Annotated in this window: 12 protein-coding genes; 4 read left to right on the forward strand and 8 right to left on the reverse strand. The window is 68.9% G+C overall.

The features are described from left to right. Positions 1-4: 4 nt before the first annotated feature. On the reverse strand, positions 5-1,297 hold the full coding sequence (locus ACGFZW_RS32250; protein ID WP_393896829.1) for an ABC transporter substrate-binding protein: 1,293 nt from the start codon (positions 1,295-1,297) through the stop codon (positions 5-7). A 472-nt stretch (positions 1,298-1,769) separates the two neighbouring features. Here ACGFZW_RS32250 and ACGFZW_RS32255 point away from each other — a divergent pair, with 472 nt between their 5' ends. Beyond that, positions 1,770-2,846 (forward strand): LacI family DNA-binding transcriptional regulator, encoded by a 1,077-nt coding sequence (locus ACGFZW_RS32255; protein ID WP_393896830.1) that lies wholly within the window; start codon positions 1,770-1,772, stop codon positions 2,844-2,846. A 3-nt stretch (positions 2,847-2,849) separates the two neighbouring features. Here ACGFZW_RS32255 and ACGFZW_RS32260 read toward each other — a convergent pair whose 3' ends face one another. Then, positions 2,850-3,734 (reverse strand): endo alpha-1,4 polygalactosaminidase, encoded by an 885-nt coding sequence (locus ACGFZW_RS32260; RefSeq protein WP_393896831.1) that lies wholly within the window; start codon positions 3,732-3,734, stop codon positions 2,850-2,852. A 593-nt stretch (positions 3,735-4,327) separates the two neighbouring features. Between ACGFZW_RS32260 and ACGFZW_RS32265 the strand changes: the two genes are divergently transcribed. Continuing rightward, complete coding sequence (locus ACGFZW_RS32265; RefSeq protein ID WP_393896832.1) at positions 4,328-5,047, forward strand: alpha/beta hydrolase; 720 nt, start codon at positions 4,328-4,330, stop codon at positions 5,045-5,047. A 165-nt stretch (positions 5,048-5,212) separates the two neighbouring features. Here the strand turns inward: ACGFZW_RS32265 and ACGFZW_RS32270 are convergent, their stop codons facing one another. Continuing rightward, positions 5,213-5,617 carry a MerR family transcriptional regulator gene (locus ACGFZW_RS32270; protein ID WP_393896833.1) on the reverse strand — a complete coding sequence of 135 codons (405 nt, stop codon included), beginning with the start codon at positions 5,615-5,617 and terminating at the stop codon, positions 5,213-5,215. A 342-nt stretch (positions 5,618-5,959) separates the two neighbouring features. Between ACGFZW_RS32270 and ACGFZW_RS32275 the strand changes: the two genes are divergently transcribed. Then, a complete protein-coding gene (locus ACGFZW_RS32275; RefSeq protein ID WP_393896834.1) occupies positions 5,960-7,459 on the forward strand; it encodes a SulP family inorganic anion transporter in 1,500 nt (499 codons plus the stop codon). 70 nt (positions 7,460-7,529) lie between these two features. Here ACGFZW_RS32275 and ACGFZW_RS32280 read toward each other — a convergent pair whose 3' ends face one another. After that, positions 7,530-8,042, reverse strand: a complete 513-nt coding sequence (locus ACGFZW_RS32280; RefSeq protein ID WP_393896835.1) for a nitroreductase family deazaflavin-dependent oxidoreductase — start codon at positions 8,040-8,042, stop codon at positions 7,530-7,532. A 207-nt stretch (positions 8,043-8,249) separates the two neighbouring features. On the opposite strand from ACGFZW_RS32280, the gene ACGFZW_RS32285 reads away from it, so the two are divergent. Then, positions 8,250-8,774, forward strand: coding sequence for a MarR family winged helix-turn-helix transcriptional regulator (locus ACGFZW_RS32285; protein WP_393896836.1), 525 nt, complete (start codon positions 8,250-8,252; stop codon positions 8,772-8,774). A gap of 59 nt (positions 8,775-8,833) precedes the next feature. On the opposite strand, the gene ACGFZW_RS32290 is transcribed toward ACGFZW_RS32285, so the two are convergent. The 4 genes from ACGFZW_RS32290 to ACGFZW_RS32305 all read right to left on the reverse strand — a co-directional run bounded on the left by ACGFZW_RS32290 (position 8,834) and on the right by ACGFZW_RS32305 (position 12,480). Then, complete coding sequence (locus ACGFZW_RS32290) at positions 8,834-9,505, reverse strand: DUF4142 domain-containing protein (RefSeq protein ID WP_393896837.1); 672 nt, start codon at positions 9,503-9,505, stop codon at positions 8,834-8,836. Between the two features lie 314 nt (positions 9,506-9,819). Continuing rightward, complete coding sequence (locus ACGFZW_RS32295) at positions 9,820-10,269, reverse strand: spore-associated protein A (protein WP_393896838.1); 450 nt, start codon at positions 10,267-10,269, stop codon at positions 9,820-9,822. A gap of 341 nt (positions 10,270-10,610) precedes the next feature. Continuing rightward, positions 10,611-11,465: a lysozyme gene (locus ACGFZW_RS32300; RefSeq protein ID WP_393896839.1), complete on the reverse strand. Its 855-nt coding sequence runs from the start codon at positions 11,463-11,465 to the stop codon at positions 10,611-10,613. 448 nt (positions 11,466-11,913) lie between these two features. Continuing rightward, the gene (locus ACGFZW_RS32305; RefSeq protein ID WP_393896840.1) at positions 11,914-12,480 is read right to left on the reverse strand and encodes a transglycosylase SLT domain-containing protein; all 567 of its coding nucleotides are present in this window, start codon (positions 12,478-12,480) and stop codon (positions 11,914-11,916) included. Between the last annotated feature and the right edge of the window lie 584 nt (positions 12,481-13,064).

Raw genomic sequence — 13,064 nt, forward strand, 5'->3', positions numbered from 1 at the left:
GGCCTCAGCCCGTCGCGAGGAGGCGGTTGCAGTCGGCGACCGCACCGTCCAGGGCGGCCTTGGGGGACTCGTCGCCCTGAACGGCCTTGGCGACGGCATTGCGCAGCACGGTCTTCATCTGGTCGCTGAGCAGCACCGGCGTGTAGTTCACCGCATCCTTGAGGGAGGCCGCCGAAGCCACCCGGACCCGGGTCGCGTCGGTCCCGTCCTCCTTGGTGAAGTACGGATCGCTCAGCGAGTCCTTGGTGCTCGGGAAGATCGTCACTTCCTTGGCGAACGCCATCTGGTTCTTCGCGTCGGTGACGAAGTGCGCGAAGGCGACGGCCGCCGGCTTAACCTTGCTCTGCGCGTTCACCATCAGGCCCTGTACGTACATATTGGCCTTGCCGGTGTTGTTGACCGCGTCCGTGATTCCGATGTTCTTGTGGAGACCGGGCGCTTCCTTCTTGAAGTTCTCCAGGTCGTGTGCGCTGCCCGGGTTCATGGCCACGGACTGCTGCTGAAACTTGCGGCCGGCCGACTCGGCCTGAGCGGTGAGCGCCTGCGAGTCCAACGCACCTGCCGCGTAGAGCTCCTTGTAGTGCTGCACGAGCTCGACGCCTTTGGGCTCGTTGAAGGTGAACTCCGTGCCGGACGTGTTCATCAGCCGCACGCCGTAGCGTCCGAAATCCTCGATCGACGGGGTGCTCGCGAGCATCGCTATCCGCCGGTCGCTCTTCTTCGCCATCGATACGGCGTCCTCGAAGAGCTGGTCGTACGTGGTCGGCGGCTTCCGCGGATCCAGACCGGCCTGCCGGAAAAGATCCTTGTTGTAGAACATGGGTCCTGTGTTCAGATACCACGGGAAGGCATAGACGCCTTTCATCCCCGGCATCTCATGACTCTTCCAGGCGCCTTCCAGATACTCGCCGCGATACTTACCCGCGGCTTTTTCCAGGTCCAGCGCGATACCGGCTTTCGCCAGCGGATATGCCAGGTCGGGGGAGACGTTGACGACATCCGGCAGGGTCCCGCCTGCGGCGTCGGCACTGAGTTTCTCGGGATAACCCTCGGCAGGCTGGTCCACCCAGGTGACCTCGGCATCCGGATACTTCTTCTCGAAGTCCGCGATGACACCCTCGAAATAGTCCTTGAAATTGGCCTTGAGGTTCCAGGTCTGGAAGGTGACCTTCCCCTCGACCTTGCCCGAGACGCCGTCCGAACCGCCGGAGTCACCCGAGGCCCCACACGCGGACAGGGTGAGCGCCGAGGTGATCAGGACCGCGGTGGCGGCTGCTGTTCGGCGGGATATGCGCATGGCCGGCGGGCTCCTTTGCTCGAACCGGAAACATGTGGAGATGTTGCGCGCCGGCCACCGGAAAATCGGGTCGGCCCTGGTGCATTCTGCGTTCCGCGGAGCGATGTCGAAGCCGTTCCCCGGAAATCACGTATAGGACCGAATTCCGGTCCTGTCCTTGCCGAGTGCACCCGAGTGCACCTTTCAACGGCTCTCGCATGACGACGCGGCAGACGGTACTAATGCGTTTTAGTGAGTGTCAACACCCTAGTCGCCACCGGCTTCGCCGGACGTCGATCAGTAGGCGTCCGACGCGCTGGTCAGGCCGTACGCCACCGTTCCTCGAACTCTTCACCCGGACGTTTGACAGGCGTCCACACGCTGATCAGACTGAGCGCACTAATGCGGTTTAGGGCGTTGGGCCGGGGCGGACCCGCTCGCGCTCTGCCACCGCACGGGATGCGTACGCCCCGCCGCACGAGGAGAGCCCGTCATGACAGCGCCCGGTGAGGCCGCCCGCCGCAAGCCGGCGCGCCGGCCGACGATCAAGGACATCGCACGCCGGGCCGGGGTGTCGGAGAGCGCCGTCTCCTTCGCGCTCAACGATCGGCCGGGTGTCTCCCAGGACACCCGTGCCCGGGTACGCCGCGTCGCCGAGGAACTCGGCTGGCAGGCCAACAGCGCCGCCCGCGCCCTGTCCGGCGAACGCGCCGGCTGCACTGGCCTGGTGCTCGCCCGCCCCGCGCGGACACTCGGCGTGGAGTCGTTCTTCCTCCAACTCGTCTCCGGTATCCAGGAGGTGCTCTCGGCGCGGAAGAGCGCGCTCCTCTTCCAGGTCGTGGAGGACCTCGACGCCGAATGCGCGCTCTATCGCCGCTGGTGGGCCGAACGACGCGTGGACGGCGTCCTCGTCGTCGATCCGCGTACCGAGGACCCGCGGCCCGAACTCCTCGCCTCCCTCGGGCTTCCCGCGGTCGTCGTCGGCGGTCTCGGCGCTCCGCGGCCGGCCACCACGCACCCGCAGCTGTCCACCGTCTGGGCCGACGACTCCAAGGCCATGGCCCGGATCCTCGACCACCTCCACGGCCTCGGACACCGCCGGATCGGACACGTCGCCGGGCTGCCCGGCCTCGCCCACACCGACCGCCGGATCCGCTCCCTGCGCGCCGAAGCGGATCTGCGTGGCCTCGACCCGGACCACGTCCGGTCGGTGACCACCGACTACTCCGACGCCGAGGGGGCCGAAGCCACCCGACGCATCCTCGACGCGGCGACGCCACCCACGGCGATCATCTACGACAACGACGTGATGGCGGTGGCCGGTGCGTCGGTCGCGGCGGGGCGCGGTATCGCCGTGCCGGGCGAGCTGTCGATCGTGGCCTGGGACGACTCGGCGCTGTGCCGCGTCACCCACCCCCGGCTGACCGCGCTCGTCCGCGACACCCCGGGCTTCGGCCGGCTCGCCGCCCAGGAGCTGCTCGCCGTACTCGACGGCGGGCCCGTGCGCACCGTGCAGGGCGAACTTCCCCATCTGGAGGCCCGGGAGAGCACGGGTGAGCCGGGGGCGTAGCCGTCAGCAGGACTTGCGGACGTGACCTTCGGTGCCGGCGGGCCGCACGTCGCGGTCGCGCAAGGTGACGGACAGGGACTCCCCCCAGGACCGGCAGGCGGCGGTGAAGTCCTTGGACACGTACTCGATGTCGAAGATCCTGCCGTCGTAGGCGTCGTCGAAGTCGGCGCACTCCTGGTAGCGGGCGCATTCCTCGACGACGGCGAAATCGAAGCCGATCCGCTTGCGTTGAGGCAGGAGGTCGGAGGTGTTCTTCTGCGCGACGGCCAGATGGCGATCGTGTGCGCGATCGGCCAACAGCCGGGCGAAGGCGGCGGCATGCCGACTGGTCAGCTTGCCGTCGGACCGCTCGTAGGAGTCGAGGTTGTCCGGCTCCACCGCGTCGTACCCCGCTGTGGCGCAGCCATCGATCCATGGCCCGACGATGTCCATGAGGGCCGCGCGCCGTGCCGGGGTGGAGATGTCGAGCAAGGGCTCGTCCCAGTCCTCGTCGGTGACCGGGTCCCCGCCGTCGTCCTTCAGGAGCAGGTCCGGGTGGCGCTTCTCCCACCAGGTGACGGCCTCTCCGGGCTGCGTCTGGAAGGCGTTGACGTAGCAGATGTTGTAGAGGCCATCGGCGGGTTCGGCGGTGCGGTCGCGGGAGACCGCCCGCACCTTGCCGGCCGGCGGATACGGGTCGTCGAGCTGGTAGTCGAACTCCGCGTCGGCGGCGGGCAACCGCACCTGCCTCGGCGCGCCGGACCCCGCGCCGCCGGCGGATGCTGACGGCGATGCCGGGTCACCGTCGGCGCGGTGCGGGCCGGCGGCGGAACACGCTGTGCCGAGCGCGAGGACCGGGGCCAGAACGAGGGCCACGAGGCCGATGGTGCGGGAGGGAGAAGGGACCACGCAAGGAGCCTACGTGCGGGCCACACGGCTCCACTTCCCGGCCCGGAAGAACCGAGATCCGGCCGGTGCTTCAACGGCGCGCTGCGGGCGGCTCGTTCCGCTCGGCCCCGTGCCCGTGATCAGCGGAAGACGCAGACGGAGAAGCCGCCGCCGAGTGTGCAGACGAAACCGCCGCGGAGGGTGGCGACGAAGCACCCGCCGCATCGGCCTTGGCATCCTGACAAGCGGTGAACCCGAGTGCGGCGGCGGCGATCAGCGTGGCCACTGCGGTCTTGCGACCGAGGTGGAGCGTGGTGTGATGCGACATGATTCCCCCTGGTTGCTTCCTGTGTACGTTCCGGAGCCCGGCCCCGGGGCCCACTCCGTTCCGCGGAAACCACACTCTCCGGCGGCGCTGATGATCCACTAACACACCGCTAACACCGCGGTCGGTGACATCGGGAGAGAGCCGACCAAGCCTCCCCCCGCTCCCTCCCGCGACCGATCCACCGCCGTCTACGCTCCGAATGAACGAAGGGGAGCCCACGCTGCCCTGCGGCGACTCACCGAGGCCGGCCGGCGGCGAGCGATCCGGGGACGATGAAGGAAGTGCGATGACGGATGACGAAGCGACGGCGCGGTCCCGGCGACGGGACCGGCCGATGTCCACGCTCGTGCTGAGCCGACGACCGGAAACACCGCGGGCGGCCGTCCTGCTGCTGCACGGCGGTCGCGCCGACGGGCTGGAGGCCCCCACGCGGTGGAACCTGCCGGGGCGGCGGATGGTGCCGTTCGCCAGGGCGATCGCCCGCGCCACCCGGGAGGAGAACGTGGCACTCGGCGCGGTGCGCTACCGCCACCGTGGCTGGAACGGCACGCGCGCCGACGCCGCCGCGGATGCGCAGCGTGCCCTCGACGACCTCACCGCGCTCCTCGGCGAGCTGCCCGTGGTGCTGGTGGGGCACTCCATGGGCGGCCGGGCCGCACTGCGGGCCGCCCGGCATCCGTCCGTCGGCGGTGTCGTCGGGTTGGCACCCTGGTGTCCCGACGAGGAACCCGTCGACCATCTGACGGGCAAGCGCGTCGTCCTGCTGCACGGGGACCGGGACCGCGTCACCGACCCGCGGGCAACGGCCCTGTTCGCCGGCCGCGCACGGACGGCCGGCGCCGAGGCGTACGCCCTGACGATGCCGGGCGGCGACCACGCGATGCTGCGCGGGGCCGGCGCCTGGCACGACCTGACGACGCGCTCCGTCACCGGACTGCTCGGGTGCGAGAGCCTGCCGGAAGCGGTCAGGCGGGCGGGGCTCACCCTCCCACCTGCGACGACGTAACGCCTGCGGCGACTTCGACCACGCATCCCGCGGGCCGGCGAGCATCTCGATGCTGCCGGGCGCGCACCTGCATCGGGTCCTCGACCCGGGCGGAACCGCGACCTGGAACCTCATCGCACTCGCCACCGGTGACGCCTGACGCGGCAGGGCGCCGGCCCGCGGCGATCAGCTGGAGGGCACCGGGGCGAGGCGCTCGCGCAGTGTGCCGGCGAACTCCTCGGCGCGCGCCAGTTGCCTGCGCAGATCCGCCACCCGCTCGGCGGCCCTCCGCTCGAAGTCGCGCACCCGGTCCAAGGCTTCGTTCCGTTCGCCGTCCGACAGTTCGTCGCCGGAGTCGAGCCGGTCGGTCGCCCGCAGCAGGTCGCGCATCTCGTCCAGGGTGAAACCGAGCGGCTTCATTCTGCGGATCACCATCAGACGCGTGACGTCGGCCTCCGTGTAGAGGCGGAAGCCGCCCTGTGAGCGGGCGGAAGGGATGACCAGCCCGGTTTCCTCGTAGTGCCGGATCGTGCGCAGCGACAGTTCGGTGCGCACGGCGACCTCGCCGATCTGCATGTGCTCGCTGCTCACGTGTGCACCCCTCGTGTCCCGCGCGGAGGCGCCCGGGCGGTCGGGCGTCCATCCCTACTCTAACGTTAGGGTAGAGTTGCTGGGCAATGAGATGGTCGGCCCGGCTGACCAGGTCCGATCTCCGCGGGAGGAAGCGTACGCATGTCGCTGATGCTCAGCGCTGCCGCCTGCCCGCCGTGACCCATCGCTCTTGAGCATGCCGGGAGCGCGGTCGTTCCCTGCGCAGCCCGTGACATCGCCCGCCGTGCGCGGGCTCCGCAGATTGCCGGCCCGGCCGTCTGCGCTCCCCAGCACGCCGCATGGTGATGTCAGGTGTGCCCGAGCACGACAGGTACCGCTTCCGTGTCCACCTCCGCACTCTCCCCGGCCTCCTGGATTCCCGGCTCGCGCCCGCCGTGGCTGTCCCCGAAGGTCTTTCGCACCGAGGCCCTGGCCGGTCTGGTCGTCGGGCTGGCGCTGATTCCCGAGGCGATCTCGTTCTCGGTCATCGCCGGAGTCGATCCCAAGGTGGGATTGTTCGCGGCCTGCAGCATGGCCATGGTGATCGCCTTCGTCGGCGGCCGGCCCGCGATGATCTCCGCCTCCACCGGTGCGGTGGCCCTGGTCGTCGCCCCCGTGGTCCGTCAGTACGGCCTCGGCTTCCTGATTGCGACGGTGATCCTGGCCGGTGTTTTCCAGATCGTGCTCGGCGTGCTGAGGGTGGCCCAACTGATGCGGTTCGTGCCGCGGTCGGTGATGGTGGGCTTCGTCAACGCCCTGGGCATCCTGCTGTTCACGGCCCAGATACCCAACCTTCTCGACGTTCCCTGGCCGGTGTATCCCCTGGTCATCGCCGGTCTGGCACTCATGGTGTTCTTTCCCCGCATCACCAGGACGGTTCCGGCGCCGCTGGTGTCCATCGCGGTTTTGACGGTCGTCACAGTGGCGGCCGGCATCGCCGTCCCCACCGTGGGTGACAAGGGCAAGCTGCCCTCCTCGCTGCCCGTTCCCGGACTTCCGGACGTCCCCTTCTCCTTCCACACCCTGACCGTCATCGCTCCTTACGCACTGGCGATGGCCCTCGTCGGACTGATGGAGTCGTTGATGACCGCCAAGCTGGTCGACGAGATCACCGACACGCAGTCCGACAAGACCCGCGAATGCGTGGGTCAGGGCATCGCCAACATCGTCACCGGATTCCTCGGCGGCATGGGCGGCTGCGCGATGATCGGCCAGACGATGATCAACGTCAAGAACGGGGCGCGTACCAGGCTTTCCACCTTCCTCGCCGGGTTCTTCCTGCTCATCCTGTGCATCGTCCTGGGCCCGGTGGTCTCCAGGATCCCGATGGCGGCACTGGTCGCCGTGATGATCCTTGTGTCGGTCGGTACCTTCGACTGGCACTCCATCAAACCGGCCACCCTGAGGCGGCTGCCGGTCGGCGAGACCGCGGTCATGGTGATCACCGTCGCCGTCGTGCTGGCCACCGACAACCTGGGCATCGGCGTGGTCGTCGGCAGCGTCAGCGCGATGGTCGTCTTCGCGCGCCGTGTCGCCCACCTCGCCCATGTCACCGCGGTCACCGACCCGGACGGCACCCAGGTCGTCTACTCCGTCACCGGCGAGCTGTTCTTCGCCTCCGTCAACGACCTGATGTCGCAGTTCCGATACGCGGAGGACCCGGAGAAGGTCGTCATCGACCTGACCGCCTCCCGCATCTGGGACGCCTCGTCCGTCGCGGCGCTCGACGCCATCGAGGCGAAGTACCAACAGCGCGGCAAGAGCGTGGAGATCGTCGGGCTGAACGAGCCCAGCGCCCGCCTCCACAAGACGCTCAGCGGCGAACTCACCGGCGGCCACTGAACCGAGGGCCGCGGCTCGACCGATCCGTGCCGACCGAAGCTCCCGCGCCGTGAGCGGTGGCGACGACTGATCACGCGAGGTGCTCCGCGGCATTCGCCTCCAGGCGTACGAACGGGATGGACCGCCCGGCCTCGCGGAACGCGGCCTCGCTGCCGTCCACGTCGAATCCCATGAAGGAGCACAGTCGGCGGGCGAGCCGCGGGTGCCGGGGAGCGTAACCGGCCATCAGGGCGGCACCGTCCTCCGGGGGCAGGAAGTACGCGGTGGTGGGGTAGCGGCGATTGCCGAACCGGATCGTGGCCCGCGGGTCGTGGAGCAGGTTCTGGTACCAGGCCGCGGCGGGGCCGAATCCGGACGCGATCGTCCAGCTGAGCGAGTCGCCGTTCCGCTCGTACGCGATCACCTCCAGGACCACGCTGCGGCGCAGCCCCGTGCGGCGGCCCGTGTGGTGCAACAGGAGCAGTCTCCTGCCGAAGAGCGCGCCGAGGCCCGCGCGGTAGAGGCGGATGGGCAGGCGGGCCAGGAAGCGTCGCCATCCGGTGGGGAGTTGCGGGCGTCCGTGCGTCGAGAACCGGTGCGTCATCGTCGCCTTCCGGGATCTGGAAGCTTCCGCCCTCGGCCGTGATCGGGGAGCGAGGCCGGGGGCGGAACCTTCGACCATGCAACTTTTGCACAGTCTAAATGCACTGGGGCGAGTCGGACCTTGAACCGGTGACGGCTGCTCCCGGTGCATGGCAGTGCGGGATGGCCGGGTGAGCGCGCGGGGTGCCCAGGGCGGTAGAAATGGGGAATGAGCGAGTGTGAATCCCCTGTGCCGGACGTGGATGATGTGGACGAGGTGACCCGTGCGGTGCTCACGGCATCGCGATTGCTGGTCGCGGTGTCTGCGCGCTCGCTCGCGGCGGTCGAGGAGCGGGTGACGCTGCCGCAGTTCCGGATGCTGGTGGTGCTCTCCACGCGCGGAGTCACCAAGTTGGTCGACCTCGCCGTACTCCTGCAGGTTGCCCCCTCGACAGCGATGCGCATGGTGGACCGGCTGATCGCCGCGGGCCTGGCGGACCGGCAGACCAACCCCGACAACCGCCGCGAAACCCTGCTGCGACTCACGGACGAGGGACATCGCACCGTGGAGGACGTCACCAGCCGCCGCCGCGCCGAGATCAGCGCGATCGTTGCGCGCCTCGCCCCAGGTCAGCGCACGGCTCTCGTCAAGGCGTTGACCGTTCTCAACGAGGCGGGCGGTGAGCCGCCCGCGCGGGACCAGGAGCTGCACCCGCTGGGATGGGCCGACGCCTCGGCGCAGCATGGTGCCTGAGCCGGCGGAACGGGGGACGTCACCGGTGGGGTTCGTTCACCCGGGAGTGGCGCAGGCGTTCACTTGGGAATGGTGGAGGCGACATCGTCCAGCGTCGCGTCCGTGACGAGACCGGTGTCCTCCAGCACGTCCATGTGGTCCTGGACCGTGTTGTTGGTCTGGGTCGCCAGCCGTCGTATCAGGGCGTTCTTGGTGGTGGCGCGGACCTCGCCGATGGTGACGAAGATCTTGCCGTGGGAGGCCCGCAGCAGGTCGACGAAGAGCTGGTCGAAGGCCCGGCCCCGGACATCCTTCAGCTGGTCGACCCAGCCTTGCTGCTCGGGAGTGGCCTGGTCGGGGATCGGCGCGCTCAACGCCTCGGAGTCCTCGCGGACCAGTTGGTCGAGCTTGCTGTGGCCGTCGAGCACATGCATGCCGGCGCGCTTGATGGCTTCGCTCGATGCGTGCGTCTGGGCGAGCCGGGCGGCCGGTATCTCCCACAATCCTGCCTGCCGCACCTTGATGAGGAAGGTCTTGTCCAACTCGGTGACCGCGCCTGTGCCACCGGCCTGACGGGCAGCCGGCCCGGCAGCTGCCGCGGGGAGGTTGGCGGAGACCGACTGATCGCCTGAGCTGTCTCTCTGGGTCAGCCAGACGGAGACGGCGGCGATGGCCGCCACGACGGCGACGGTGAGGGTGAGCACACGACCGCGGCCGGCGCGCTGCCTGGGATTCCGAGCGTGAGACTTCATCATGCCTCCTGGAGCGCGGGACAATTCGCCTGCGAGCGCTGCGTCACGGCGGACTGCTGGGCATGAGTCACGCTAATCTTTGCATGGGGCAAAGGATCCGATTCAGCGATGATGCGCAAAGGCGGGCAACGCTCTGGCGCCATCGGCTACGATCCGGCCTTTTGCGTGCGCCGCTACCGCCACGCGAGGCGGTTGGCCTCGAAACCGGCAGGCTCGCGGGCCCTGTGTGATTCGGGGGCATGCACAACGGGCCCCTGGGCGCGTTGCCCGGGACCCGTCGTCGACTACTCATGCGCCGCGTGGCGGCCGTCGTGTCAGCTGTGTGTCACGACCCCAGCAGCCATACGGCCGCAGTTGGACCCCGACACGCTGACGCTGACGGTCTCGATCGTGCCGCCCCAGTCCACGCACAGACCCTTCGCCGGCAGGTAGACCGGACCCGCGTAGGACGTGTAAAGGCCGCTGTCCCAAACCGCGTCGGAACTTCCGTCGCTCGCCGCGAGATAGGTGTACATGTATACCGCCGATCCGGGGCTGTTCCGGACCGTCACCACACAGTTCTTTCCGGTTTTGGAGTTGTACGTGAGATACACCTTTCCTTTTCCGGTGATCGGCACGGAATTCACTACGCTGTAGCCGCTTCCGCAGGCTCCGTTGTAGGCGGCGGGCGCCGGAGCGGCGGATGCGGTGGTGGCAGTGGCCATGGTGGCGAGGCCGGCCACGGCCAGCACTGCGGATCCTGCGATGGCACGTGAACGCTTCATGGGAATCCCCCCGTTGGATGGTGCGCGTCGCGTGGTCATTTCACAGTGTTGGACAGGGATCGGTCAGGAATGGTTGTACCTCCGGCCGATAAACTTTCTCCCCGGCCTTCGAACACCCCCGGATGCAAGTGCGCAGAGCCCCTCCGGATAACCCCGTCCCCGCACTTCAGCGTAAATTCGCCGCTCCTCGAACGGCGTTGTCCGCAGCGGGAAAATGATGATGGAAACTGTTGCGGGAGCGCCGGTCCGGCCTGCCGCCGGGGCCGGCCCCCCCCCGCGGCCCCCCCCCCCCCCCCGGGGGGGGGGGGGCCCGGCCGTGGTCGTGCGCCGGGCCGTGGGGTTCAGCCGTTCGCGAGAGCCTTGAGGCGGCTGTAGGCGCCGTTGAAGCGGTTGCGGTCGCCGACCGGCTTCCCGGAGGAGGTGTGCTGCCAGATGGTGTGGAAGCGCCAGCCGGCCGGCAGCGTGCCGACGGACGAGGCGTACCGCGGGATCCACAGCGGGTTGGTCTTGCCGAACCGGCTGGAGTTGCCGGTGCACGTCTTCCACCAGTTGGCCGAGGTGTAGATCACCGCGTCGCGGCCGGTCTGCGCCCGGTACGTACGGAAGAAGTCCGCGATCCAGCTGACCATCCCCGCGTGGCTCTTGCCGTAGCAGGTCGCGCCGTAGGGGTTGTACTCCATGTCGAGCGCACCGGGCAGCGTCTTGCCGTCCTTCGACCAGCCGCCGCCGTGGGAGGCGAAGTACTTCGCCTGGGTGGCGCCGCTGGAATGGTTCGGCAGCGCGAAGTGGTACGCGCCGTGGATCATCCCCGCGTCGTACGCGCCCCGGTACTGCTGATGGAAGTACGGGTTCTTGTAGCCCGTCCCTTCGGTGGCCTTGACGTACGCGAAGCGCACCCCGGTCTTGTGCAGTGCCGCCCACCCGACATTGCCGTTGTGGCTGGAGACGTCCACGCCGGCCACGGAACTTGACGACGTCTGCGGCTCGGTGTCCGCGGCGCGGTCGATGCCCTCATGGGCAGCGATGGTGGAGCCCATCCAGTCCTGCTCGGGATGGGCGGGACCCTGCCCCGCCTGGGACGCCCCGGCGGAGCCCGACAGCGCGAGTGGCAGAGCGAGCACGGAGAAAAAGGAAATGAGAGTTCCGGCCGCAACGGTGCGTGTGCGGCGGGCCGGACCGGATCTGCGCAAGGGCATCGCATGCCTCCGAAGGCCTTCGGGTGGTCAGGTTCGACAGCATTTGAGCAGAATCCTGCCGATAAGAAGACTTTCTACGCCGCGAGCGCCGGTCTCCTGGGCCAACAGGCCGTCAGGCCGACGACAGGCCCCGCCATCTCACTCGTGTGGCCGTCACGTACTGCGGTCCCTGCCCGGATCCGAGCGACCTGGGGCGGCTCGCCTTGTGCGATCGAAATGCCCTCGCGATCGGGGTGTGCGCCGCCCGTGCGCGTCCGCGCCTCGTACCGGGAGACACGAAAGCGGGCCCCGGCGTGTGCCGGGACCCGCTTCGCTGGCGCAGCGGCGAACGCGCCGTGTCGCCGCGTTGCCAACTGTCCGGCCGACCGTGTCGGCTCCTTCTGTTATCACGTCATGTCACTGCCGCGTTGGAACGTCCCCCTGTTCCGCCGCGTCCGATCGATCGGGCTCAGTAGGCGGAGTCGACGTTGTCGATGGAGCCGTAGCGGTCGGCCGCGTAGTTGGCGGCGGCGGTGATGTTCGCGACCGGGTCGGTGAGGTTATCGGGCGTACCGGCCACGTGGTAGGCGTCGAACGTGGGCTGGATCACCTGCAGCAGGCCCTTGGAGGGCGTGCCGTTGACGGCGTTGATGTCCCAGTCGTTCGAGACGTTCGGGTCGCCGCCGGACTCCCGCATGATGTTGCGGTGCAGGCCCTCGTAGCTGCCGGGGATGCCCTTGGCCTTCATGATGTCCAGGGACTCACGGATCCAGCCGTCGAGGTTGTTCGCATAAGTCTTGGGGGTGTCGGCCTTGGCGGCGGCCTTCTTGGCGGCTGCCTCCTGCTTGGCGACGGCCGTGACCTTCACGTCGGCCGTGGCGGAAGTCGCCGGCTTGGAGGCGGCCTGGGCGCCGGGCGCTGCGGTGACTGCCAGGCCCGTGGTGGCGGCTGCGCCGGCCAGCAGGGCGGTGGCGATCTTGTGGGTACGGGTAATGCGGGTGGTACGGGCAGCGCGGGGCAGGGTGAAGCTACGCATGCAGAGTGACCTCTTCCAGGTATGGGGACGGGGAGGTGGCCTTTGTGGCGCTAGGGAGACCGAGTGTCTTCGCCGCGCTCGCCCATCGGGGCCGAGGTCGCAAGCTCTTCTCGGTGCGTCCGGAATCCATGGTTAACGCGGGCCGAGGACGGTGGCAAAGGTGCCTTGTACTACCGCTCTTCGTGCGCGGGACCGAAGGACCCGGGGTCAGAGCGGCTCGGGCGGGGTGGGCCCCGAAGGGCCGGAACTAAGCGCGTTCGTACGTGACCTAAGTCCTGTGCCGGGCATCACCTGACGGGGGCTTCGCAGGCCCTTTTCGCGGGGTCTCGAAGTTGTCTGGCTCACAGCGAACTGCGGTTCCGCGACGGGCTTTCGCACCCATGAGGAGCATCGCGAAAAGGGGGGCGAGAATCCCGGTGGCGGCGCTCGGGGGGCCCGGAAGTGGCGTGGAGCACTTCACCGGAGGCCAGTTCAGGCGATTCGCGCCCGGTGTGTAAGAGGAAAGGGGCCGGCAGGGGTCGGCCGTTCGTGCGCCTCGTTACGGCGATACAGCGGTGCCGCTGGTCCGTTCGTATCAGCGCGGG

Origin of the sequence: Streptomyces sp. NPDC048248, assembly GCF_043201875.1 — a bacterium.
GTDB lineage: Bacteria > Actinomycetota > Actinomycetes > Streptomycetales > Streptomycetaceae > Streptomyces.